This window comes from Polaromonas sp. CG_9.7, from assembly GCF_015752205.1.
In the GTDB taxonomy this organism is placed as follows: Bacteria; Pseudomonadota; Gammaproteobacteria; order Burkholderiales; family Burkholderiaceae_C; genus Polaromonas.
On sequence record NZ_JADOVG010000013.1, the window covers coordinates 89,763 to 112,877 of the forward strand.

22 protein-coding genes are annotated in these 23,115 nt (G+C 52.1%); 20 read left to right on the forward strand and 2 right to left on the reverse strand.

Going from position 1 to position 23,115, the window contains the following annotated elements; all coding sequences use genetic code 11:
- The first annotated feature begins 12 nt into the window (after positions 1 to 12).
- On the forward strand, positions 13 to 972 hold the full coding sequence (locus tag IWX87_RS13910) for a YihY/virulence factor BrkB family protein (protein ID WP_196864124.1): 960 nt from the start codon (positions 13 to 15) through the stop codon (positions 970 to 972).
- Between the two features lie 135 nt (positions 973 to 1,107).
- Here IWX87_RS13910 and IWX87_RS19730 read toward each other — a convergent pair whose 3' ends face one another.
- Both IWX87_RS19730 and IWX87_RS13920 read right to left on the reverse strand, forming a co-directional pair.
- Positions 1,108 to 1,587, reverse strand: a complete 480-nt coding sequence (locus IWX87_RS19730) for a GIY-YIG nuclease family protein (RefSeq protein WP_231374798.1) — start codon at positions 1,585 to 1,587, stop codon at positions 1,108 to 1,110.
- A 41-nt stretch (positions 1,588 to 1,628) separates the two neighbouring features.
- Complete coding sequence (locus tag IWX87_RS13920) at positions 1,629 to 2,477, reverse strand: symmetrical bis(5'-nucleosyl)-tetraphosphatase (RefSeq protein ID WP_196864125.1); 849 nt, start codon at positions 2,475 to 2,477, stop codon at positions 1,629 to 1,631.
- A 24-nt stretch (positions 2,478 to 2,501) separates the two neighbouring features.
- Here IWX87_RS13920 and IWX87_RS13925 point away from each other — a divergent pair, with 24 nt between their 5' ends.
- The 19 genes from IWX87_RS13925 (at position 2,502) to IWX87_RS14015 (ending at position 23,098) form a co-directional block, all read left to right on the forward strand.
- Positions 2,502 to 3,824 carry a hemolysin family protein gene (locus tag IWX87_RS13925; protein WP_196864126.1) on the forward strand — a complete coding sequence of 441 codons (1,323 nt, stop codon included), beginning with the start codon at positions 2,502 to 2,504 and terminating at the stop codon, positions 3,822 to 3,824.
- Between the two features lie 906 nt (positions 3,825 to 4,730).
- Entirely contained in the window at positions 4,731 to 5,753 is a 1,023-nt protein-coding gene (locus IWX87_RS13930; protein WP_231374799.1) for a polysaccharide biosynthesis/export family protein, read from the forward strand.
- Between the two features lie 15 nt (positions 5,754 to 5,768).
- The gene (locus IWX87_RS13935; protein WP_196864128.1) at positions 5,769 to 6,212 is read left to right on the forward strand and encodes a low molecular weight protein-tyrosine-phosphatase; all 444 of its coding nucleotides are present in this window, start codon (positions 5,769 to 5,771) and stop codon (positions 6,210 to 6,212) included.
- An 11-nt stretch (positions 6,213 to 6,223) separates the two neighbouring features.
- Positions 6,224 to 8,473 carry a polysaccharide biosynthesis tyrosine autokinase gene (locus tag IWX87_RS13940; RefSeq protein ID WP_196864129.1) on the forward strand — a complete coding sequence of 750 codons (2,250 nt, stop codon included), beginning with the start codon at positions 6,224 to 6,226 and terminating at the stop codon, positions 8,471 to 8,473.
- Positions 8,474 to 8,479: 6 nt separating this feature from the next.
- Complete coding sequence (locus tag IWX87_RS13945) at positions 8,480 to 8,749, forward strand: undecaprenyl diphosphate synthase family protein (protein WP_304609489.1); 270 nt, start codon at positions 8,480 to 8,482, stop codon at positions 8,747 to 8,749.
- Positions 8,750 to 8,769: 20 nt separating this feature from the next.
- The gene (locus IWX87_RS13950) at positions 8,770 to 9,930 is read left to right on the forward strand and encodes a glycosyltransferase (protein ID WP_231374800.1); all 1,161 of its coding nucleotides are present in this window, start codon (positions 8,770 to 8,772) and stop codon (positions 9,928 to 9,930) included.
- 163 nt (positions 9,931 to 10,093) lie between these two features.
- Complete coding sequence (locus IWX87_RS13955) at positions 10,094 to 11,389, forward strand: nucleotide sugar dehydrogenase (protein WP_196864130.1); 1,296 nt, start codon at positions 10,094 to 10,096, stop codon at positions 11,387 to 11,389.
- Between the two features lie 20 nt (positions 11,390 to 11,409).
- Positions 11,410 to 12,357: a Gfo/Idh/MocA family protein gene (locus IWX87_RS13960; protein WP_196864131.1), complete on the forward strand. Its 948-nt coding sequence runs from the start codon at positions 11,410 to 11,412 to the stop codon at positions 12,355 to 12,357.
- Positions 12,354 to 12,929, forward strand: coding sequence for an acyltransferase (locus tag IWX87_RS13965; RefSeq protein ID WP_196864132.1), 576 nt, complete (start codon positions 12,354 to 12,356; stop codon positions 12,927 to 12,929). Before IWX87_RS13960 ends, IWX87_RS13965 begins: the two co-directional genes overlap by 4 nt.
- A gap of 132 nt (positions 12,930 to 13,061) precedes the next feature.
- Complete coding sequence (locus tag IWX87_RS13970; RefSeq protein WP_029525628.1) at positions 13,062 to 13,373, forward strand: hypothetical protein; 312 nt, start codon at positions 13,062 to 13,064, stop codon at positions 13,371 to 13,373.
- The gene (locus tag IWX87_RS13975) at positions 13,366 to 13,656 is read left to right on the forward strand and encodes a BrnA antitoxin family protein (protein ID WP_196864133.1); all 291 of its coding nucleotides are present in this window, start codon (positions 13,366 to 13,368) and stop codon (positions 13,654 to 13,656) included. Before IWX87_RS13970 ends, IWX87_RS13975 begins: the two co-directional genes overlap by 8 nt.
- Before the next feature lie 65 nt (positions 13,657 to 13,721).
- Positions 13,722 to 14,759, forward strand: a complete 1,038-nt coding sequence (locus tag IWX87_RS13980; protein ID WP_196864134.1) for a YhcG family protein — start codon at positions 13,722 to 13,724, stop codon at positions 14,757 to 14,759.
- Positions 14,760 to 14,791: 32 nt separating this feature from the next.
- Entirely contained in the window at positions 14,792 to 15,883 is a 1,092-nt protein-coding gene (locus IWX87_RS13985) for a DegT/DnrJ/EryC1/StrS aminotransferase family protein (RefSeq protein ID WP_196864135.1), read from the forward strand.
- 202 nt (positions 15,884 to 16,085) lie between these two features.
- Positions 16,086 to 17,447: an oligosaccharide flippase family protein gene (locus IWX87_RS13990; RefSeq protein WP_196864136.1), complete on the forward strand. Its 1,362-nt coding sequence runs from the start codon at positions 16,086 to 16,088 to the stop codon at positions 17,445 to 17,447.
- A 126-nt stretch (positions 17,448 to 17,573) separates the two neighbouring features.
- The gene (locus IWX87_RS13995) at positions 17,574 to 18,749 is read left to right on the forward strand and encodes a hypothetical protein (RefSeq protein ID WP_231374801.1); all 1,176 of its coding nucleotides are present in this window, start codon (positions 17,574 to 17,576) and stop codon (positions 18,747 to 18,749) included.
- A gap of 26 nt (positions 18,750 to 18,775) precedes the next feature.
- On the forward strand, positions 18,776 to 20,008 hold the full coding sequence (locus IWX87_RS14000; protein WP_196864138.1) for a hypothetical protein: 1,233 nt from the start codon (positions 18,776 to 18,778) through the stop codon (positions 20,006 to 20,008).
- 71 nt (positions 20,009 to 20,079) lie between these two features.
- Positions 20,080 to 21,171, forward strand: a complete 1,092-nt coding sequence (locus IWX87_RS14005; RefSeq protein ID WP_196864139.1) for a glycosyltransferase — start codon at positions 20,080 to 20,082, stop codon at positions 21,169 to 21,171.
- A gap of 53 nt (positions 21,172 to 21,224) precedes the next feature.
- The gene (locus tag IWX87_RS14010) at positions 21,225 to 22,229 is read left to right on the forward strand and encodes a glycosyltransferase (RefSeq protein WP_196864140.1); all 1,005 of its coding nucleotides are present in this window, start codon (positions 21,225 to 21,227) and stop codon (positions 22,227 to 22,229) included.
- A gap of 5 nt (positions 22,230 to 22,234) precedes the next feature.
- The gene (locus tag IWX87_RS14015) at positions 22,235 to 23,098 is read left to right on the forward strand and encodes an SDR family oxidoreductase (RefSeq protein ID WP_196864141.1); all 864 of its coding nucleotides are present in this window, start codon (positions 22,235 to 22,237) and stop codon (positions 23,096 to 23,098) included.
- Positions 23,099 to 23,115: the final 17 nt, after the last annotated feature.

Genomic DNA, 23,115 nt, shown 5'->3' on the forward strand with positions numbered 1-23,115 from the left:
TACGCTATTTGAATGATGGCTCTTCCTTCCTCCCGACGCCCAACGCTGGCTGCTTTCGGGCATTTGTTACTTTTAAGAATCTTTCGCCCGCTGTGGCGCGCCGTCAACCAGTGGGTGGATGCCGACGGCCTGCGCATGAGCGCAGCCATGTCGTTCTACGGCATCCTCAGCCTGGCCCCGCTGCTGGTGCTGCTGGTGGCGGTCATGGGCTGGTGGCTGGACCGCACCTTCATTGAAAGCAGCCTGATCACGCAGATTGCCAGTGTCATCGGTGAGCAGGGCGCCAAAGTCATCCAGCAGGCCATGACCAGCGCCCAAGAGCCGTCTGAAGGCATCACTGCGTCGCTGTTTGCCTTTGGACTGCTGCTGTCCGGCGCGACCGGCGTCTTTGCCGAGTTGCAAAATGCATTCGAGCGCCTGTGGCGCAATGGCAGCGAAAAAACGTCCAGGCCAAAGTGGTGGTACGGCGCAAGCCTGAGACTGCGCGGCGTCGCTTATATCCTGGCGTTGGGATTCCTGCTGCTGGTGTCGCTGGCCGTCTCGACGTTCACCAACCTGCTGTCGCTCTGGGCTGGAAATTACCTGCCACTGGAAAAAGTCGTCTGGATCCTGAACGAGGTGGTGTCCATTGCCTTTTGCACAGCGCTGTTCCTGGGGCTGATGCGCATGAGTTCCGGTCCCAAGCCCGCATTGCGCTTTTTGGTGATGGGCGCCATGGCCGGTGCAGTCCTGTTTCAGGTGGGCAAGTACCTGATGGCCTATTACCTGTCCACGGCGGCGGTCGTGTCGGCTTACGGCGCGGCTGGCTCGCTGGTGGTGATATTGATGTGGATTTACTTTTCGTCCGGCGTGTTGCTGCTCGCGGCCAGCATGGCGCGGGCATGGGCTGACGAGGCGGCGCTGGCTGAGGAACAAAAGCCTGTATCTGAGCTTCGGGCAGAAGTCATGGATTGCGGGTCGAGCCCGCAATGACAAGGACAGCGGGTCAAGTCGGTGATGGTTTGGATCGCAGCCTAAGTGCTTAAAAACGCAGTCATTGCTGCTCAACCCGCAATCCATGCTTTTCCCTGTCATTGCGGGCTTGACCCGCAATCCATCTCGGCAGTTTTAAAGAATCTGCGAATACAAGTCGTCCCAAACAGGGTTGTCTTTCTCGATCAGCGTAATCTTCCAGTCGCGCTTCCAGTTTTTCAGCTGCTTTTCACGCTGAATGGCGGCTTGTATGGATTCTGTGGTTTCAAACCAGACCAATTGATGGACGTCATAGCGTTGCGTGAATCCATCGCAGCGCTGGGTTTTATGCTCATGGACACGTCGAACCAGGTCGTTGGTCACTCCGATGTACAGCGTGCCCCGGGGTTTGCTGGCCAGCATATAGACAAAATAGGGCATCAACAGACTCCGGGACATGGATTGCGGGTCGAGCCCGCAATGACAGGGAAAAGCATGATTGCGGGTCGAGCCCGCAATGACAGGGAAAAGCATGGATTGCGGGTCAGGCCCGTAATGACCGGGAAAAGCAGGGATTGCGGGTCGAGCCCGCAATGACAAATAAAAACAATCTGTCAAAGAAAAATAATCTGTCATCCCGGGCTCGACCCGGGATCCATCTTGAAACTGTTAAAAAACTATTTGCCTGGCACCTGCGCCTGCTCGCAATCCACCTGAATCAGTTCGAACGCACCGCCAATCCCCAGCTTGGCAGCCGTCAAACAGCCGCCCCAGACGCAACCGGTGTCCAACGGCAACACATGATTGCGCAGGCCGGTGTGCCGGTGGGCGTCGGCCACCAGCGTTGACCAGTGGCCGAACATGATCAGCTTGTTTTGCGTGGCCCGCCCGGGCACTTCGAACCACGGCATATAGCCCTCAGGTGCACTGCCGGCGCCTTCATTGCTGCCAAACTCCATCGCCCCTTGCGCGGTGCAAAACCGCAGTCTCGTCAGCGCGTTGACGATCACCCGCAGCCGGTCCGTGCCTTCCAGGCCGTCTTGCCATTCGCACGGCATATTGCCATACATGGCCTTCAAAAAGCCTTTCAGGTCCGGTCCGCGCAAGGCGCCTTCCACTTCCGAAGCCAACGCCAGTGTTTGCGCCGTACTCCATTGCGGCAGAACGCCGGCATGCACCATCAGCCAACCGTGGTGGTGCATGGCCAGGGGGCGGTGGCGCAGCCAGTCCAACAGTTCGTGGCGGTCACGCGCCTGCAAGATGTCGTTCACCGTGTCGTGCCGGCCTGGCGGGCGCACGCCCTGCGACAGCGCCAGCAGATGCAGGTCGTGGTTTCCCAGCAGGCATTGAGCGGCATCGCCCAGCGCCATCAAGCGGCGCAAGGTGCCGAGTGATTCAGGCCCCCGGTTCACCAGGTCTCCCAAAAGAAACAAGGTATCGCGGCTCGGAGAAAAACCAATTTTTTCCAACAGCTGCTGAAATGGAGCATTGCAGCCCTGAAGGTCGCCGATACAGTAAAGTGCCATGGTCTTCATTTTGCCTACGGATCCATGGATTTCCTCCTTATCGTCTTCTTAACGCTGCTCAATGGCGTTTTTTCCATGTCCGAACTGGCACTGGCCTCCAGCCGAAAGGCCAGGCTGAACGCCATGGCCGAGTCCGGTGACAAAGGCTCCCGGGCCGCGCTCGACCTGCTGAGCAATCCCACGCAGTTCCTGTCGTCGGTGCAGGTTGGCATCACCTCGATTGGCATGCTCAACGGCATCATTGGAGAGGCGGCTTTCAGTGGCGGCGTCTCCGCGTGGCTTCAAACCTTTGGCGTGTCCGCGCAGGCGGCCGATATTTCGGCGACGGCAATTGTCGTGGCGGTGATCACCTACGTCACCATCGTCTTTGGTGAGCTGGTGCCCAAGCGCATTGGCCAGCTTTACCCCGAAACCGTGTCGCGTCTTGTGTCGCGCCCCATGATGTGGGTGGCCGCTGGCGCCAAACCCTTTGTCTGGCTGTTGTCTTTTAGCACCCACGCTGTGCTCAAATTGTTGCGCGTGGACAACAGCGCTGACCGCGCCGTCACCGAAGAAGAAATTGCCGCCAGTCTGGAAGAGGGTGTCGATGCCGGCCTGATTGAGGCGCATGAGCACCAGATGGTGCAAAACGTGTTTCTTCTGGATGACCGCATGCTCACTTCCCTCATGCTGCCACGCGGGAGCATCGAATGGCTCGATGCATCCGATACGCTGGCCCAGGCGATCGACAAGGCCGGCGTGACAGGCCACTCTTGGTACCCGGTCTGCCGGGGCAGCCTGGACGATGTGGTCGGCGTGGTCAACGTTGCCAAACTGCTCGCCCTGCGCGGCCATATCCAGGCGGCAACGTCTGCCGATGCTTCAAGCTCGGTTCCCATGGTCTCAGACCGCATTGGTCCTTATGCGGTGCCGGCAGTGTTTGTTCCGGAAACGCTGTCCGGCATGGAGCTTCTGGAGCAGTTTCGTGCCCGTTCCACCCGAATCCTTCTGGTGGTCGATGAATACGGCGTGGTGCAGGGGCTGATGACGCCCATGGACATGCTGGAGGCCATCACCGGCGAATTACAGACCGGCACCACCCGGGACGCATGGGCTACCCGGCGTGATGACGGCAGCTGGCTGATTGACGGGCTCATGCCCGTTTCCGAGCTGAAGGCGCGGCTGGACATCAGGGACTTGCCAGAAGAAGACCGGGGGCGCTACAACACCGTTGCGGGCCTGTTGCAGTCGGTTTCGGGTCATTTACCGACCACTGGCGAGCGCATCGCCTGTGCCGGCTGGCTGTTTGAGATCGTCGATCTCGATGGCAAGCGGATTGACAAGGTGTTGGTGACTCAACCCGGCTAAAGGGATTTGGCGAGAAATTCAGGCGGGTCTGACCCAAGCGCAGCCCTGTTCAATGGGTGCATCTGTGTAACCGAATTGGCCATGGCATCGAGCTCGAATACTCAACAACAAACATGTTTGCTACATCATGGATTTGGCAGCCAAAAATTTGAAAAAATCGCTGTTTTGACTAGCAAAATTGCTGCAAAAATGACCTGAGAAATCCCAAACGTATTTTGTATTACAATTTTTTACCAATGTTTGTTTAGGTATTATTTGTGGCAATGACAAATTTTTTTGCATAAAATACGCTAAACAACTGGTCATTTGCACCAAAAGCAGGGATTGAAGGTGTGGTCAAACACACCTCAAGCACTAATCCCTGCTATTTTTTGACGTTCTCATGGTTTTTATAGCAAAAGCAGTCCAAAGACGCGATCCGCCAAAGCACAAGTCAACTTTGGAACGTAAAAATTTGAAAACAACGAGAAAACCTAAGTACCTCGTCGTGAGGCTGGTTAATCACCTGTTTGCGGTAGGTTCATGCCCAATTGCAAGCAGGGTACGGCTGCGGCTCATTGAATTATTCTAAAAGTGTTTTCATGTGATTTTTTATCTTAATCACTTAAACATAAAAATATTAAAATTCCGAACAATTATCAGTTTAATCAATTAATGCTCATATTTTTGAATTCTAAATCGATTTTGAATTATTCACACACCCGATTGATTTTTTCTGTCTTGGGACTTGCCTGGCTGGGTGGTTGCGCATTTGCGCCCGGATTGTCCATTGGCAAAGGCATCAAAGCGGCTGAATCGACAGCCAATCCTTATTCCATTACGACCAAGCGGACATCAGCTTCGGCGGCTACCCCTGGGTTGGGCAACCCAATGGCTGGAGTTGAGGCGCCACCACCCGGAGCGCTGATGGCCATTACCCCCGATCTCATCAGGCAGCAACGCGCGCTGCGCAAAGCTGAATTGGGCGCTGATGTCAAAGACCTGTTTGCCGACGCCAAACCCTATGCCATTGGCCCGGGCGATGTGATCAACATCGTCGTCTGGAATCATCCTGAACTGGTGCTGGCGCCCGCAGGCGCCACGCTAACGACCGACGCGTCGGGTCTGGCGTCTGTCGGCAACGGCTACAACGTCAGCCCTGACGGCCTGATCCAGTTTCCGCTGCTCGGTACTTTCAAAATTGCCGGCCTGACAGAAAATATGGCACGCCAGGAAATGATCCGTCGCCTGTCCAAATTCCTCAAGGACCCGCAAATTACCCTGCGTGTTCAGGCCTACCGCGCAGGCCGTGTGTATGTCGATGGCGAAGTGCGCACCCCCGGCCTGCAGGCCATCAACGACATTCCCATGACGCTGCCCGAGGCCATCAGCCGCGCCGGCGGCCTGACCGCGATTGCTGACAGGGCCACGGTGGCCGTGACCCGCAAGGGCGCCACCACGCTGGTCAACATGCCGCAACTGGCCACGCTGGGTGTCAATCCGTCGAAGATCATGCTGGTGGCAGGCGACCTGGTGCGCATCGGCAGTCGTGAAGACACCAAGGTGTATGTGCTGGGAGAAGTCACCAAGCCCACGACCTTGCCATTGCGCAATGGCCACCTGACGCTGAATGAAGCGCTTGGCGAGGCCGGTGGCGTGAACGCGGTTTCGGGTGACCCACGTCAGATCTACGTCGTGCGCAGCCGTGATGGCGATCTGGGCGTCATCGCTTCCGCCAATGCCGACAGCGTCGCAACCCCGACCTCACCCGAGATTTATCACCTTGACGCCAGTTCACCGACAGCCTACGCACTGGCGGAAGGCTTTGAGCTTAAATCGCGCGATGTGGTGTTTGTCGACCCGGTGCCGCTGGTGCTCTGGAACCGGGTGGTCAGCCTGATTTTGCCAAGCGCGGCCGTGGTCAGCACCACGAATTCCTCCTTCAAATGACAGCGGCTTAGTGTGATGAACAACATCCTCACCGTCTGCGTGGGCAACATCTGCCGCAGCCCTGTCGCCGAGGCCATGCTGAAAGACCGTCTGCCCGGCCGCAAGGTCTGGTCAGCTGGTCTGCACGCCGTGATTGGCCATGGCGCCGAAACCACCGCCAGCGAAATTGCCAGCCAGCACGGCCTGGACTTGTCTGCCCACCGCGCCCAGCAGGTCGCCGGCTGGATGTGCAGCCATGCCGACCTGGTGCTGGTCATGGAGGCCAGCCACCAGCAGGCGCTCGAAAAACTTTACCCCACCGCACGCGGAAAAATTCACCGTCTCGGCGAGTTTGGCCCGCCAGGCGGGTTCGACATTGCCGACCCTTACCGCCAGCCCCGCGCTGCCTTCGAAGCCGCCCATGCCGCCATCGCCCTGGGCGTGGACGAATGGGTGCGCCGTATCAAACTTGTTTCGTGATGTCTGACCGTATGAACGCTCCCCAATCTCCCGTGTCCGCCATGCCTTTGGCAGAGATGCAAGACGACGATGAAATCGACCTGCTGGGCCTGCTCGACGTGCTGCTCGATTCCCGCTGGATGATTGCCGGCGTTACCGTTCTGGTGCTGCTGCTGGGTGGTGCTTATGCTTTTTTAAGCCGTCCGGTGTATCAGGCCAACTCATTGATCCAGGTCGAAGACAGCAAGCCCGGTGCTGCCGGTGCCCTGGGGGACGCGGCCAGCCTGTTTGACATCAAGTCACCCGCCACGGCAGAGATGGAAATCCTGCGTTCACGACTGGTCGTCGCCAAGTCGGTGGACGATTTGCAGCTGTATGTCAGCGCCTTCCCTAAATATCTTCCCCTGGTCGGCGGCTGGCTGGCGCGCCGCGCCACCGGGCTGTCCGAGCCGGGTTTCATGGGCATGGGCGGCTACGTCTCGGGCAATGAATCCATTCGTCTGGGCCTGCTCGAAGTGCCCGACGAACTGCAAGGCCAACTGCTGCTGCTGGTGGCAACGGAAGGCGGCTTTGAACTGCGCGACCCCGATGGCCAAGCGCTGGTGCAAGGCAAAACCGGTACGCCAGCCAGCTTTGGCGCGGGTGAAAGCAAGGGCCGCATTTTGGTGACCGAGCTCAAGGCCAGGCCGGGCGCGTACTTCAACGTGGCGCGCTCTTCACGCCTTGATGTGATTGAAGAACTGCAAAAAGACCTGGCTATTTCAGAGCAGGGCAAGCAGTCCGGTGTCATTGCCCTGCAGTTGCAAGGGAGCGACCCGCAAAAAATAGCCCGCACCCTGGACGCCGTGGGCACCAACTATGTGCGCCAGAACGTCGAGCGCAAATCTGCCGAAGCCGAAAAATCACTGGATTTTCTCGGTGGTTTCCTGCCACAACTCAAAAAGCAGCTGGAAGACTCCGAAGTCCGCTTCAATAAATACCGCAACCAGAACGGCACTTTTGACTTGGGTGTCGAAGGCAAAAACTACCTCGACACGGCCGTCAAATTGCAGGGCAGCCTGCTTGAACTGCAGCAAAAGCGACGCGAGCAAAGCGCGCAGTTCACGGCCGCGCATCCGGTCATCCAGACACTGGACGCGCAAATTGCCGCTGTCAGCAAGGAAATTGCCGACCTGACCAGTAAGGTCAAGACACTGCCCAACACCGAACAGGATTTGTTGCGCCTGACGCGCGACGTCAAGGTCAACAGCGAGTTGTACCTTAATCTGCTGACCAGTTCGCAACAGTTGCGACTGGTGAAAGAGGGCAAGGTCGGCAACGTGCGCGTGGTCGATGCACCGGTCGTGCCAGAGCGTTCCATCAAGCCGCAACGCGCGCAGATTCTGGCGATCAGCGGCGTGCTGGGCCTGCTGCTGGGCATGGGACTGGCCTTCTTGCGCAACAGCCTGCGCCCCGGCATCAAGGACCCGTCCGACATCGAATCCGCCACTGGCCTGCATGTGTTTGCCACCGTGCCGCATTCGGCCGAACAGGACAAGCTTTCAAAGCTGATCAAAAGCCAGGCGCCTGGCACCCACTTGCTGGCGGTCACGCACCCTGAAGACCCGGGCGTCGAAAGCCTGCGCAGCCTGCGCACCGCGCTGCAGTTTGCCATGCTCGACGCGCGCAACAACGTGGTGCTGTTCACCGGCCCGACGCCCGGCATCGGCAAGTCCTTCACCAGCGCCAACTTTGCCGCCGTGCTGGGCGCTGGCGGCAAGCGCGTGCTGCTGATTGACGCCGACATGCGCAAGGGCCACATCCACCAGTTCTTTGGCATGAAGCGCGGCCACGGCTTGAGCGAGTTGATCACCGGCAGCCGCACGCTGGGCGACGTGGTGCGCCGCGCCGTTGCTCCCAACCTGGACCTGATCACCACCGGCACCATGCCGCCCAACCCCGGCGAGCTGCTGATGTCGCCCACCATGCTGCAACTGCTGGAAGGCCTGTCAGCCCAATACGACCTGGTGCTGATCGACACCCCGCCCGTGCTGGCCGTGTCAGACACGCAGGTGCTGGCGCCTTACGCCGGCACGGTGTTTATGGTGGCGCGGGCAGAAGTGACCGCGCTGGGCGAGCTGCAGGAAAGCATCAAGCGACTGGGCCAGATCGGCGTGCCGGTCAAGGGCGTGGTGTTCAACGACATGGACACCAGCCGCCAGCGCTACGGTGGCTATGGCTACAAGTACAGCCGCTACCGATACACCAACTACCAGTACGGAAAAACCGCCGACGGGCAGTAAACAACCATGCACGCCTTGCCGCCAGCCACCGTGCCGCAGCACGTTGCCATCATCATCGACGGCCACCGCCGTTGGGCCGCCCAGCGCAGCCTGATTCGCACCGGGGGCGAGTCGCGCATCAGCAACTTCATGCTGTGGCAAATGGCCTGCACCGAGCTGTTTTTTACCAACACGCTCTGGCCAGATTGTTCTATTCCTGTTTTGGACCAGGCGCTGCAATGGTTCTGCGCCCGTGACCGCCGCTTTGGCGCTTCAACTTCGCTGCTTGCCTGTTAATTTCCAACCGGAGACAGATCATGCAAAATTTCATGAATCCAGATTTGCTTTCAGCACTGAGGGCGACAAGCATTGCGCTTATGGTGGCTTTGCTGGTCGCACTGCTGCTGGTGCGTACCCAGCATTGGCACGGCCACTTCAGCATGGACAGCGACTTGGGTGTACAAAAGTTTCACACCAGCCCCACACCCCGTGTTGGCGGGATTTCCATTGCCGTAGGCATAGTCGCGGGCTACCTGTTTGCTAACAATGCGCGTCAAACCCTGTTGGGGCCGCTCATCTTGGCCGGTTTTCCTGCTTTTGCCTTTGGTCTGCTGGAAGACGTGACCAAGCGCGTCAGCGTGCGCACCCGGCTATTGGCCACAATGGGCTGCGGCGTGATGGGCTGGGCCATCACGGGTTTGTCCATCACCGACGTCAACCTGCCGGGTCTGGACTGGTTGCTGGGCTTTACCGTAATCTCGGTACTGTTCACCGCCTTTGCAGTGGGCGGCATTGCCAACGCCATCAACATCATCGATGGCTTCAACGGCTTGGCCGCAGGCACGGTCATCATTATCCTGGTGGCTTTTGGCGTCATGACCACCGCCCTGGGTGACAACGACCTGGCATTTGCCTGCCTGATTCTGGCGGGCGCCGTGTTTGGTTTTTTGCTGGTCAACTGGCCAATGGGCAAGATCTTTTTGGGTGACGGTGGCGCCTACTTTGTCGGCTTTGCACTGGCCTGGATTGCCGTACTTGTCCTGGCCCGCCATGCTGAGGTGTCAGCCTGGGCGCCCTTGCTGGTGTGCGGCTACCCCATACTGGAAGTGCTGTTCAGCATCGTGCGCCGCCGCCGCCGCCACTTGAGCCCCGGCGACCCGGACCGTTTGCATTTGCACAGCCTGGTCAAGCGCAGGGTGTCGCGCGCCTTGCTGCCCCATGCCGGCAACCTGGTTCGCAACTCCGTGACCGGCGCCATCATGTGGCTGGCCGCACTGGTGCCTGCCGCCATTGCGGTGACCTGGCCGACCCATACCGCCACGCTGGTGTTGGGCTTTGTGGTCTGCGGCCTGCTGTACACCGCCGTTTATGCGCGACTGACGCAGTTTCAGTGGTTCTGGAGCGTACGGACCTTGCCATCTGACAAAGCACAACCGGTCATCCGCACCAAGCAGCAAGAGGCATTCAAGAAATTCTGAAAGAGCAATGGAATGGACTCGCGCTTGGTAATGATGGCCAAGGCGCACGTATTCTAATCAAGTAAAAAATATCTCTAGCGCAAGCAGGACTTTCCTTGGCAGCTACTAAAAAAGTAGCAAAAATATTTTTAATATAAATAAAAACAAAGTCGCCAATCAACTTATGAACTTGAACAACGTAAAAATCGCCATCATCGGCCTCGGCTACGTCGGTCTTCCCCTAGCGGCTGAATTTGGCAAGCAACGTCCCGTCCTGGGCTTTGACATCAATGCCGCCCGCATCGCCGAATTGCAGGCTGGTAAAGACAGCACGCTCGAACTGAATGCCGACGAGCTGGCCAGCGCCCGCCAGCTCAGCTTCAGCAGCAACCCTGAAGATTTAAAAACCTGCCAGATATTCATCGTCACCGTGCCCACGCCCGTAGACAAAGCCAACCGGCCCGACCTGACGCCGCTCGTCAAGGCCAGCGAAACCGTGGGTAAATTCTTGCCCGAAGGCGCCGTGGTCATTTATGAATCCACCGTGTACCCGGGCGCCACTGAAGAAGTTTGCGTGCCCGTGCTGGAAAAATTTAGCGGCAAGAAATTCAACGTCGGCTTTTTCTGTGGGTACAGCCCCGAGCGCATCAACCCTGGCGACAAGGTCAACACCCTCACCAAGATCAAGAAAATCACCAGCGGCAGCACGCCCGAAGTGGCGGATGCGGTCGATGCGCTGTACCGCAGCATCATCGTCGCCGGAACCCACAAGGCCAGCAGCCTCAAGGTCGCCGAAGCCGCCAAGGTGATTGAAAACACACAGCGCGACCTGAACATTGCCTTGGTCAACGAGCTGTCTGTCATCTTCGAGCGTTTGGGCATTGACACACTCGACGTTCTGGAAGCCGCTGGCAGCAAGTGGAACTTCCTGCCCTTTCGTCCCGGCATGGTCGGCGGCCACTGCATTGGCGTGGACCCGTATTACCTGACGCACAAGGCTGAAGAAGTGGGTTACCACCCGCAAGTCATTCTGGCCGGTCGCCGCATCAACGACAACATGGCCCGCTACGTGGCACGCAACACCATTAAGCTGATGCTTAAAAACGGCATGGACGTGCCGCGCTGTCGTATTGGCGTATTGGGCATCACCTTCAAGGAAAACTGTCCCGACATTCGCAATAGCAAAGTGGCCGACATGGTGCGCGAGTTTGAAGCCTGGGGTGCCACCGTGGTGGTGGCCGACCCGTGGGCCAGCGCCGACGAAGTGCAGCACGAATACGGCGTGCAATTAGGCAAGGTTGATGCTGAAAATCAGGTCGATGCCCTGGTGGTGGCCGTAGGCCACAACGAATACCGCCACGCCACGCCTACCGAACTGCGCGCCCTGTGCCGTGGCGATCAGCCCGTACTGGCCGACGTTAAAAGCCTTTTTAACCGCCATGAAGCCGCTGAAGCAGGCTTCACGGTCTTCCGCCTGTAAGCAATTAAAAAATCAAAAATATGAAAAATTTTGCCCTCATCGGCGCCGCCGGTTACATCGCCCCGCGCCACATGCGCGCCATCAAAGACACCGGCAACCGCCTGGCCGTGGCTTATGACATCAACGACTCGGTCGGCATCATCGACAGCATCTCGCCCGAAAGCGAATTCTTCACCGAATTCGAGCGCTTTCAGGAGCACGCCCAGCAACTCAAGCGCAACCCCGCCACCGCGCTGGATTACGTTGCCATCTGCAGCCCCAACTACCTGCACCACCCGCACATTGCCGCCAGCCTGCGCCTGGGCTGCGACGTGATTTGTGAAAAACCCCTGGTGCCTACGCCCGAGCTGATGGACGAGCTGGCACTGGTGGAGCGCGAAACCGGCCAGCGCGTATACAACATCCTGCAACTGCGCCACCACGCAGCCATCCTCAAGCTGCGCGACAAAGTCGCCGCCGCGCCCGCCGACACCAAGTTTGACGTCGAGCTGACCTACATCACCTCGCGTGGCAAGTGGTATGCCGAAAGCTGGAAGGGCGACAACCGCAAGTCATTCGGCATTGCCACCAACATTGGCGTGCATTTCTACGACATGCTGCACTTCATCTTTGGCAAGCTGCAGCAAAACGTCGTGCATTACACCGACGAATCCAAGGCCGCCGGCTACCTCGAATACGAACGTGCCCGCGTGCGCTGGTTTCTATCCATCGACGCCAACGACCTGCCGGCTGAAGTGAAGGGCAAAAAGCCCACCTACCGCAACATCGACATCAGCGGCGAACAGCTTGAATTTTCTGAAGGCTTCACCGACCTGCACACCACCAGCTACCAGGAAATCCTGGCTGGCCGTGGCTACGGCCTGGACGATGCGCGCCACTGCATTGAAACTGTCAACGTCATCCGCACCGCAAAAATGGCTCCAGCCGGTGTTGATGCCCACCCCTACGTCAAACGCCTGTTGGCATGAGCTACACCGCCCACCCCAGCGCCATCATTGACGAAGGCGCGCAAATTGGCGCTGGAACCCGCATCTGGCACTGGGTGCACGTCAGCCCGCAGGCCCGCATTGGCGAGCGTTGCTCGCTCGGCCAAAACGTCTATGTGGGCAACGACGTGGTGATCGGCGACAACGTAAAAATTCAAAACAACGTCAGCGTGTACGACGCCGTTACGCTTGAAGACGACGTGTTTTGCGGCCCCAGCATGGTGTTTACCAACGTCTACAACCCCCGCGCCAGCGTCACCCGCAAAGAAGAATACCGCTACACCCTAATTAAAAAAGGTGCCACGCTGGGCGCCAACTGCACCATCGTCTGCGGCAACACCGTAGGTGAATACGCTTTTGTCGGCGCTGGCGCCGTGGTCAACAAAGATGTGCCCGCCTACGCGCTCATGGTCGGCGTGCCGGCCCGGCAAATCGGCTGGATGAGCGAGTTTGGCGAACAGCTCGCCTTGCCGCTGCAAGGGCAGGGCGAAGCCATCTGCCAGCACACCGGTGCCCGGTATGTGCTTGATGGCCGCACTGTGACAAAAGCATGACCCTGCTCGCTCCAACCCATAGCCCAATGCTCGACGAAGTGTGCCAGCTGACAGCCGAGACGTTCAATTGCGCCCTGCGCTTGTCTCCTTCCGCGTGCTGGTAACTCAATTATCTGGAGTTACAATTAAATCATGCTGACAGTCATCGAAACCCCTGTATTCCGGCGCATGGTGGAGGGTGTCTGGAGCGAGTCCGAGCGCGAAGCGTTCATCGCCTTTATCAGCGACAACCCGTTGGCCGGTGACGTCATCCCCGGTGCTGGCCATCTGCGCAAGGTACGCTGGAAGCGAGATGGAATGGGCAAAAGCGGAGGAGCACGGGTGATCTATTACCTTCGTCTTGCGAACGGCGAGGTGGTGCTGGTAGCGGTTTACGCCAAAGCCAAGTTTGACAACATGCCGGTCGAAATCTTGAAATCCTGGAAGGATGCCTACGATGCCTAAAGTCAAAATCGACGAAGAAACCAAAGCCTTTGCCGCCGATGTGCTCGAATCCATCGCGCAGGCCAAGCGGGGCGAGGTAGCGCGACTGCACACGCCCGCAGACATTGCCACTTACAAGGCACGTGGTCGCCCGGTCGGGAGCATCAAGGAAGAAAGCAAGCAAGCCGTGACCGTACGCTACAGCCCCGACGTGCTGGCGGCATTTCGTGCCACTGGCGCAGGCTGGCAAGCCCGGATGAATGACGCCTTGAAAGACTGGCTTCAGACACATTCGCCGACATGAGTGGCGCAAACCTTGACTCGGCGGGTTTATTACAAGGCAAATGTGAGCCACCTTTCATCAACAGCATGATCCAGCCCGTTCACACCCCTAGCCCGCTGCTGGCCGAAGTGCGCCAGCTAATCGATGCTGCCCGCCAGCGGGTAGCCAGCGTGGTCAATGCCGAACTTACCCAGCTTTACTGGCATATCGGGCGGCGCATTAGCGCTGAACTGCTGCAGGGACAGCGGGGCGAATACGGCAAGCAGGTGGTGGCAGAACTGGCGCGCCAACTGACGACTGATTTTGGCAAGGGCTGGAGCGAGCAACAGCTGCGCCACTGCCTGCGCCTGGTGGAAGTTTTCCCGGATGCGCAAATTCTCTCCACAGTGCGGAGGGAATTGTCCTGGTCGCACTTCAAAGCACTGATTTATATGGAAGACCCGCTCAAACGCGACTTCTATATCGAAATTTGCCGCGTCGAGCGCTGGAGCGTTCGCCAGTTGCAAGAGCGCATCAACTCGCTGCTGTTCGAGCGCACCGCCATCTCGAAGAAGCCCGAAGACACCATTCGCCAAGACCTCAGCCTGCTGCGCGACCAAGGCCAGCTGTCACCCGACCTGACCTTTCGCGACCCCTATGTGCTCGACTTCCTGGGCCTGTCCGACAGCTATTCTGAAAAAGACCTTGAATCCGCCATCCTGGCTGAACTGCAGCGTTTCATCATCGAGCTAGGCAGCGACTTTGCCTTCATGGCCCGACAGAAGCGCATCACCATCGACCACCGCGACTACTACATCGACCTGCTTTTTTACCACCGCCGCCTGCGCCGCCTGGTCGCCATTGATCTGAAAATCGGCGAATTCGAGGCCGCCTACAAAGGCCAGATGGAGCTTTACCTGCGTTACCTGGAAAAGCACGAGCAGATGGAAGGCGAGGCCACCCCCATCGGCCTCATCCTGTGTACCGGCAAGAGTGAAGAACATGTCGAACTGCTGCAGTTGCCCCAAAGCAACATCCGGGTGGCCGACTACCTCACCTTGCTCCCGCCGCGCGAAACCCTGCAAGCCAAGTTGCACCAGTCCATTGAACTGGCCCGCATCAAACTGCGCGGCGAAGCTAGCTAAGCACCCGTAATAACCAAGCCGAAGCCCACACCATGATCGAATTCATCGACCTTAAAGCCCAGCAAGCCCGCATCAAAGACCAGATCGACACCGGCATCCAGCGCGTGCTGGCCCACGGCCAGTACATTCTTGGCCCCGAAGTGGCCGAGCTTGAGGAAAAGCTGGCCACCTTCACTGGCGCCAAACACTGCATTACCGTGGCCAATGGCACCGACGCCCTGCAAATCTCCCAAATGGCACTGGGCATTGGCCCTGGCGATGAAGTCATCACCCCCGGCTTTACCTATATTGCCACCGCCGAAACCGTCGCCCTGCTGGGTGCCAAGCCGGTGTATGTCGATATTGACCCGCGCACCTACAACCTGGACCCGGCTTTGCTTGAAGCCGCCATCACCCCGCGTACCAAGGCCATCATCCCGGTCAGCCTGTACGGCCAGTGCGCAGACATGGACGCCATCAACGCCATTGCCGCCAAACACGGCATACCGGTGATTGAAGACGCAGCCCAAAGCTTTGGCGCCAGCTACAAAGGCCGCAAAAGCTGCAACCTCAGCACCATTGCCTGCGCCAGTTTCTTTCCCAGCAAGCCGCTGGGCTGCTACGGCGACGGCGGGGCCATCTTTACCAGCGACGACGAACTGGCCAAAGTCATCCGGCAAATCGCCCGCCACGGCCAAGACAGGCGCTACCACCACATCCGCGTGGGCACCAACAGCCGCCTGGACACAATTCAGGCCGCCATCCTGTTGCCCAAGCTGGAGATTTTTGAAGAAGAAATTGCCCTGCGCCAGCAAGTGGCTCAAAACTACGACGCACTGCTAAGCCAGGCGGGCATCAGCACCACACCCTACATCGAGCCCCACAACACCAGCGTGTACGCCCAGTACACCATTCGTGTCCAAAACCGTGAGTTACTGCAGGAAAAGCTCAAGGCGGCCGGCATACCCACCGTGGTGCATTACCCCATTCCGTTGAACCAGCAGCCCGCCGTGGCCGATGCCGGTGCGCAATTGCCCGAGGGCGATGCCGTGGCGCAGCAGGTGCTCAGCCTGCCCATGCATCCGTACCTGACAGCGGAAGACCAGCAAACCATCGTGGCCGCGCTGCAGCAGGCCGGTGCTTGAGTGCGATGCGCATAGATCGAAGCAGGCAGGGCGCAGACAAGATGATTCCGCCCCCTATTTTTAAGCTAAAACAGCCTTTACCGCACGTCGAACGGGCGGTACTAGCTATTAAATACATAGCTAATTGCTGGCGTGCTTGCAGCAAGCAGCCCGTTAAAAACCGCCTTTTTCCCCGTGACCGGGTCAGCCTGCTGTGCTTGTAATGCGTCAAAAATTAGACGCCCTGTTTCGCCAAGGCTTTGTCAGGTCGGTCGGTGTATTGGTCGGCGGCACGGCACTTGCCCAGGCGCTGATGGTGCTGATCCTGCCATTGTTGACGCGACTATATTCGCCTGAAGACTTCAGCGTCTTGGCGGTTTACACAGCTATCCTTGGGATCATTTCCGTCGCCGCTTGCCTGCGCTTGGAAATTGCCATCCCATTGCCGCAGTGTGACGACGATGCAGTCAATCTTCTTGCACTAGCGTTGTGCAGTTCCGCCGGAGTCGCAGGGTTGTCAACACTCATCGTGGCGTTGTTTCCGATGCAGATCATCACTTTGTTTGCCCAGCCAAAACTGGAGCCCTACCTGTGGCTATTACCTTTGGGCATCTGGCTCAGCAGTTCATACGCAGCATTGCAGTTTTGGACGACCCGCAAAAAAAGGTTCTCTGTCATTGCAAAAACCCGCATGACACAGGCGATTGGCGGGGCAGGTGCGCAAGTCGGCTTGGGCTGGGCAAGCATCGCACCGCTGGGCTTGGTGCTCGGACAAATGATTAATAGTGGAGCAGGCATTTTCGGATTGGTGCGTGATGCATTAAAAAACGATCGACCTGCATTGCGCGCCATCAACTGGCCAGGTATGCAGAGGACGTTTTCTGAATATGACCGTTTTCCAAAATATTCGACAATTGAATCTTTGGCAAACAGTGCGAGCATTCAATTACCAGTCATTATTATCGCAGCACTGGCTGCCGGGCCAGAGGCAGGTTTTCTCATGCTGGCCAGTCGGGTCATGTTTGCCCCCATGGCATTGATAGGTGGTGCTGTTTCCCAAGTATATCTTTCACGTGCGCCGGATGAATTCCGCAAAGGCACTTTAGGGGCATTCACCGCTAACATCATGGGAGGCTTGGTAAAAACTGGTGTGGGCCCGCTAATATTCGCAGGCATTGTTGCACCGGTCGCCTTTCCATTCATTTTTGGTGCGCAGTGGCAACGTGCTGGTGAAATGGTTGCATGGATGACACCTTGGTTTGTCATGCAATTCATCTCTTCGCCAATTTCCATGACATTGCATGTCACACAGAGCCAGCGAACGGCCCTTACATTACAAATTCTCGGATTTTTTATGCGCGTCGGTGCGGTTGTAGCCGCAGCTCATTGGGCGCAACGGTGGATTGTTGAGATTTATGCGGCATCTGGATTTATCTTTTACCTTGTTTATGTTTGTGTAGTAGTAGCAATAACTAACATACGAATTAAAAATCTATTAAATGTATTGAAACCCGGATTTTTCATTGCTGTTTTATGGATTATTTTATCAATAATGCTGCGTGTAGTTCATTGGAAACTGACGTGAATGCTGCAGTTGAACACGGCGTATTGGTCCGCCCTTATTAGGTGGTCAGCTGCAATACTAGTCTGACATGGATTTCCTAGTGACTATTTGAATGGCAAAAACGTAACGGTTCAAGATATTGATTATATGATTAAAATCATTCGGCGAAGCGCTTTGATGTTGCTTGCAGGCGTCTCAGTGCCTGCATTAGTAGGTCGTGCCGTTTGGGCTGGAGTGCCCAATATAATAAAAAGTGAATTTCAAGATTATGTAACTCTTGAGCAGTTTGGTGCGAAAGGTGACGGAGTTTCTGACGATTCAACTGCATTAGAAAAAGCTGCATCTACTGGAAAAGAGATACATATACAAAAAGACAAAATATACCAAATAAATATTCAAAAAACAATTAATAAAGATATTCGAATTGTCGGAGGTGGGACATTGCTGTTTTCCACAATAGGAAGAACAGCCTTGTTATGTACTGGTCGAGTTTATTTAGAGGAAGTAACGCTGGATGGTAATAACATAGCAAACGAACTAATTAGATGCACTGGTTCTGAATTTAAAATGGTTGGAGGCATTGTTAAAAACGTATTTAATTTAGCAGCTAGATATAATATAACTGGAATTCAGATAACTGATTGTGATTCTGTGAATATATATGGAGTTAACTTTTCTTCTATATGCGGCCCTGGGAATGGAGTAATAGGTGATTCAATAGGCGCTATTGCTGCTATTCAGATTACCGGTTCATGTAATCATGGAGTTATTAAAGGCTGTAACTTCGTTAACGTGAATAATCGACAAAATATTGGTGAAAAATCTAATTTTGAAGATGCTGATGCCATTCGCTGTTATTCAACGACCGGCGATCAAAATATAGAAATTTCTGAAAACGTATTTTTTGATATTGGTAAAAGAGCTGCAAAATTTTCAGGTACTGAAAACTCGATATATGCTTTTGAGAAAAATGTAATTACATCGGGATACAGTAAAACAGTTGACGATGGACTTGTGCTGGGTAATGGCATGTTCTCGGTGGTCTCTTGTTATAGTGGGTATTTTGTTGCTAGAGCGAATTGGCTTGTTAGTGGTGTTGTTGGTTACTTTTTTGAGGGTGGAACAGCTAAACTAAAAAGTGTAGAGTTGGTAGGTAATACATATGCACCTGAATTCCATAAAACCGTCAATACATCCGTGACAAGATTTTCATACATTGGAAAGATATTAAATTCAAATATTTATTTTAAAGAGTACAGCAACAAAGTTATTAATACTTATAGAAATAATGTTGTATTCAATAATAAAAATTATTCTGAATAAAATTATCTAAAAATTTATTTTTTATCATGAAATTTAAAACTTATCGAGTTATTAAAAATTTCACTTCTAAAATATCATTTGTCTTAGTTGTTTTATTTTGTTTAGCGGGTTTGGTTTCCGTTTTTTATTATAAAACCACACCAAAAGGCCAGACAATCTTAATTTTAGTAAGCGCAATTTTGTTTTTTTTGAGATTGAAAGAAATAATTAATATTGATAAATTGTTGAGTATTTCAAAGCCAGTATTTTGGTTTGGATTGTTTGCACTTATTGTCTCAATTAATCTTGTGCTCCAGAAAATGCAAGGCTATGATTTGATTGGATTAGATGGGCGGTCATCATACTGGGCCTCTATGGAAATATTTGTCTTAGGTTTGATTTGGTTTTTTTGTGGCGCATCAATACAATTTTTAGAATTTAGTAAATCAAACTTGAGAGCTTGCCTGCTTATTGGCATAGTATTTTTATTGATTTATGGTTCACTGAATGGTGGCGTAGTGATCTCATACGCTGATCTCAATGCTGAAACCATTAGTGAAAGTCAAATTAATCATTTGACAACTGGTGATAATGTGGTAATTTTACTTCTAATTGGATATGGATTTGCAAATAAACGATTAAAGTTGCTGGTTGCGCCAGTAATATTAATAATATTATTTTCTCTTGGCGGGCGAAATGCTTTATTGACGTTAATTGTAGGCATTTTAATTTATCATTTTTTGCGCGGTGAAGTTACAAATATTTTTTCTATATTAATTCCTGTTCTGGGGGTGGTTATTGTTATTGGATTTTTATTTGAGTTAAATCATATTAATGATGATCTAGTTGCCAGAATGTTTTTTTTAGATGGGTTAGGCTCTGATGCTTCGTTTGTCCAGAGAAATAGACAGATTTATGAGTCGGTAATTAATCTCACTGCTCAAGCGCCAATTGGAAATGCTTCTTTAATCGTAAGGCAGCAAGGTGTTTTTGGAGGTTACTCACATAATATACTTAGCGTATGGCAATTTTTTGGATTGGTTCCATTTGCGATATTATTTTTGATGATGATCAAAACTACTAAATATATGTGGTTTAAGTTAAAAAAAATAACTTTACCTTTGGATGAGTTTGCTGCCATCCTTCTAATTTATTCTGTGCTTTGTGTTTTTATATCGCGTGCTATTGGGTTTCCATGTTTTTGGTTAGCTATGGGATATTGGATGGCTCGTTCTGTTAAAAGACAAGACGGTGTAAATAAAAAAATTATTTATTCTTAATCCGCAAATATAGAACATTAATAATTTGATAGAAATTTAAATTTTTATCTAATATTTTATCGGAGAATAATGTGAAGGTTTTGCATAGTGCAGCGTTACCAAATCCTGGTCTTGGAATAGTAAATCAAATGAAATGGGAGCAGGCTGCTGCTAAAAAGTTGGGCCTAAATTGGGATGTTCGATTTTACTGTCCAATTGGTACAATTGAAAAATCAGAAATTAGTATTTTTTCCAAAAGAAAAAATTTGATGGGAAGTTTTTTATTGAGAAAAGCATTTGTTTGGATTCAATTTCGTATTGATTATTATCGGTGGCTCTTTGAGATAAGTACAGAATACGATATTTTTATACTACGTTATCTTGGTTATGATCCGTTTCAGTATTTTTTTGTAAAGCATATCAAAAAGCCAGTTTACTTTGTCCATCATACTCTTGAGGTTCCCGAGTTCGCATCCGATTCTGGTTTTCCTGCCTATGTAAAAGCAAAAGCAGAAGAATTTATTGGGAAAAGAATATTACCTTTATCTGCTGGAATAGTTGGTGTCACTCAAGAAATTGTTGACTATGAAATGCAACGATCTGGATTGGTTGGGTTTAAGAATTTCGTTTATCCGAATGGAATATGTTATGTTGATAATATTAATTTAGATCAAAGATTGGATATTCCAGAATTAATTTTTGTCGCAAGTTTTTTCGATGAATGGCATGGGCTGGATCTAATAATTTCTGCTATGAAAAAAAATAATGCCAAATTTATTCTTCATCTTGTGGGATGTGTTGGACAAAGAGATTTGATTATGGCTAAAGAAGATATTCGAATTCATATTCATGGACGCTTACCTCATACGGAAATTTTGCAACTGATGCAACGTTGTGCGATAGGTCTCTCATCATTTGCTCTTTTTCGCAAAGGTATGAGTGAGGCAAGTACGCTTAAAGTTAGGGAGTATTTGATGATGGGGTTGCCTGTATATTCAGGGCATAAAGATATTTTTCCAGATTTATTTTTATATTATAAAAATGGCCCTGTCGATATTGATATGATTATTGCATTTGCGATGCAGTGTATAAGTTTAAATAGAGCAATTGTTGCTGCAAGTGCTCGCGAATACATTGAAAAAGACATATTATTAAGTAAGTTTAGTTCTTTTGTTCTTGGATGACGATTTATTGTGATTATTCTGAATTTTAGTCAAATAATAATCTTTGTGTATATATGAATTCAATTCATTTTATAGAAACGTTTGACAACGCTGGCGGTGGTATTCCTCGGATTGCTGCAACTCTTAAAAAATATTTTCCTGAAGACGAGGTTTTTGCTGTCAATGATGGCTGGACTAATTTGTATTATGCATTTATTGCTATGCGTCGTCGCCGCTTGGTATATGGTACGGTTTTCTTACATAACATATATAGTTTCAAAGGTTTATTTTTTTCGATATTATTCTCGCTATTTTTAGGGCTTAGATTATTTGTGACAACGCATGGCGCGGCAAATAAAAGTTTAGTTTTTATTAGCAGAAAAAAAGTTATATATTTTAAATATTTTTTCTGGTTGGTAAATTTATTTGTTCGCAAATATCATTTCTTGAATCTTGGAGAATTTAATAATAGCTATATTAAAAATATTGCTAAAAATAAAAAAATTATTTTTTCCTATCCAGTTCTCTTGGATTCACAGGTGCCCGAAAGAGATCGCCCGATGCTGGGGCGTAGTGATTTAAGAATTGTTTTTTATTCGCGCGTCGAAGAGCGTAAAGGGATATACATATTAATTGAGTCTATAAAAAAACTCAGAGAGAATAATTTTAATATTAAATTATTTGTTTATGGGTCGATTGAGGATTCAAAATTTCTTCCATTAATTGATGGTGTTGAGTATATTCAATATAATGGATTAATATCTCAAATGGACTATATGAAATTATCTGTTGCGTATGATATATTTTGTCTCCCTTCGTTTGGTGAAGCGCATAGCCTTTCGCTTTATGAGAATATTTTTCTTGGTATTCCTTGCATAGTTTCGCAAGAAACTAATGCGCCAACTTGTAGTGGAGTTATTGTTTATGGAGAGGCTAAAGATTTTATTAAATTATCTTTGGCAATAGTAGAATTATTTGATGTGGCGCGATTGACCTGTGCTTCCAATGATAATCTGCATTATTCTCGTAAGTATAACGATAATATCGTTTCTGAAATTAAGCAAAAATTAAGTATTTAGTAATTATGTTGAAAAATAAAATATTAGTGCTTGGGGCTTCTGGCATGTTGGGTAATGCTGTGCTAAAGTTTTTTCACGGGAGCGAAGGTTGCTCGGTAGTTGGCTCGGCACGGTCGGGTGGAGGATTGCGTTATTTACCTAAGGAACTACAAGACTGCGTGGTATGTGGTGTAGATGTAGAAAATTTAGATAGTTTAATGAGACTATTTACGTTGACTCGGCCCGAAGTAGTTATTAATTGTATTGGCTTGGTTAAACAATTGTCCGAAGCCGACGACCCACTCGCAGCCATTCCCATTAATGCCTTGCTTCCACACCGTCTTGCCCGGTTGTGTGCTGTCGCCGGTGCGCGTTTTATTCATATGAGTACTGATTGCGTATTTGCAGGAACCAAAGGCATGTACCGTGAAGTCGAATCTACAGATGCCCGTGACCTTTATGGTTTAAGTAAATATCTTGGAGAAGTAGATTATCCACATGCTATTACATTGCGTACTTCTATCATTGGTCACGAGCTTAATAGTGCCCATGGTTTGATCGGTTGGTTTTTGGCGCAAAATGGCGCTGTAAATGGCTTTACGCGTGCAATTTTCTCAGGCTTGCCAACTGTAGAGCTTGCGCGCGTGATTCGCGATTTTGTAATTCCAAATCCTGAACTGCGTGGGGTTTATCACGTTTCTGCAGAACCAATAGCTAAGTACGATTTGCTTCAACTCGTTGCACACGTCTATGAGAAAAATATATTAATTAATCCCGACGATAGCCTGGTAATTGATCGTTCGCTCAATTCCGAACGCTTTCGCAAGATTACAGGTTATCAGACACCTGCCTGGCCAGAGTTAATTCGCCGCATGCGTGAATTTGCTTGACTCTAGTTTAGAAAGAA

Bases quoted from the DNA above. Each gene is read 5' to 3' on its own strand.
- IWX87_RS13910 (WP_196864124.1), top strand. From the start codon at position 13: ATGATGGCTCTTCCTTCCTCCCGACGCCCAACGCTGGCTGCTTTCGGG.
- IWX87_RS19730 (WP_231374798.1), bottom strand. From the start codon at position 1,587: ATGACAGATTATTTTTCTTTGACAGATTGTTTTTATTTGTCATTGCGG.
- IWX87_RS13920 (WP_196864125.1), bottom strand. From the start codon at position 2,477: ATGGCACTTTACTGTATCGGCGACCTTCAGGGCTGCAATGCTCCATTT.
- IWX87_RS13925 (WP_196864126.1), top strand. From the start codon at position 2,502: ATGGATTTCCTCCTTATCGTCTTCTTAACGCTGCTCAATGGCGTTTTT.
- IWX87_RS13930 (WP_231374799.1), top strand. From the start codon at position 4,731: ATGGCCATTACCCCCGATCTCATCAGGCAGCAACGCGCGCTGCGCAAA.
- IWX87_RS13935 (WP_196864128.1), top strand. From the start codon at position 5,769: ATGAACAACATCCTCACCGTCTGCGTGGGCAACATCTGCCGCAGCCCT.
- IWX87_RS13940 (WP_196864129.1), top strand. From the start codon at position 6,224: ATGAACGCTCCCCAATCTCCCGTGTCCGCCATGCCTTTGGCAGAGATG.
- IWX87_RS13945 (WP_304609489.1), top strand. From the start codon at position 8,480: ATGCACGCCTTGCCGCCAGCCACCGTGCCGCAGCACGTTGCCATCATC.
- IWX87_RS13950 (WP_231374800.1), top strand. From the start codon at position 8,770: ATGCAAAATTTCATGAATCCAGATTTGCTTTCAGCACTGAGGGCGACA.
- IWX87_RS13955 (WP_196864130.1), top strand. From the start codon at position 10,094: ATGAACTTGAACAACGTAAAAATCGCCATCATCGGCCTCGGCTACGTC.
- IWX87_RS13960 (WP_196864131.1), top strand. From the start codon at position 11,410: ATGAAAAATTTTGCCCTCATCGGCGCCGCCGGTTACATCGCCCCGCGC.
- IWX87_RS13965 (WP_196864132.1), top strand. From the start codon at position 12,354: ATGAGCTACACCGCCCACCCCAGCGCCATCATTGACGAAGGCGCGCAA.
- IWX87_RS13970 (WP_029525628.1), top strand. From the start codon at position 13,062: ATGCTGACAGTCATCGAAACCCCTGTATTCCGGCGCATGGTGGAGGGT.
- IWX87_RS13975 (WP_196864133.1), top strand. From the start codon at position 13,366: ATGCCTAAAGTCAAAATCGACGAAGAAACCAAAGCCTTTGCCGCCGAT.
- IWX87_RS13980 (WP_196864134.1), top strand. From the start codon at position 13,722: ATGATCCAGCCCGTTCACACCCCTAGCCCGCTGCTGGCCGAAGTGCGC.
- IWX87_RS13985 (WP_196864135.1), top strand. From the start codon at position 14,792: ATGATCGAATTCATCGACCTTAAAGCCCAGCAAGCCCGCATCAAAGAC.
- IWX87_RS13990 (WP_196864136.1), top strand. From the start codon at position 16,086: ATGCGTCAAAAATTAGACGCCCTGTTTCGCCAAGGCTTTGTCAGGTCG.
- IWX87_RS13995 (WP_231374801.1), top strand. From the start codon at position 17,574: ATGATTAAAATCATTCGGCGAAGCGCTTTGATGTTGCTTGCAGGCGTC.
- IWX87_RS14000 (WP_196864138.1), top strand. From the start codon at position 18,776: ATGAAATTTAAAACTTATCGAGTTATTAAAAATTTCACTTCTAAAATA.
- IWX87_RS14010 (WP_196864140.1), top strand. From the start codon at position 21,225: ATGAATTCAATTCATTTTATAGAAACGTTTGACAACGCTGGCGGTGGT.
- IWX87_RS14015 (WP_196864141.1), top strand. From the start codon at position 22,235: ATGTTGAAAAATAAAATATTAGTGCTTGGGGCTTCTGGCATGTTGGGT.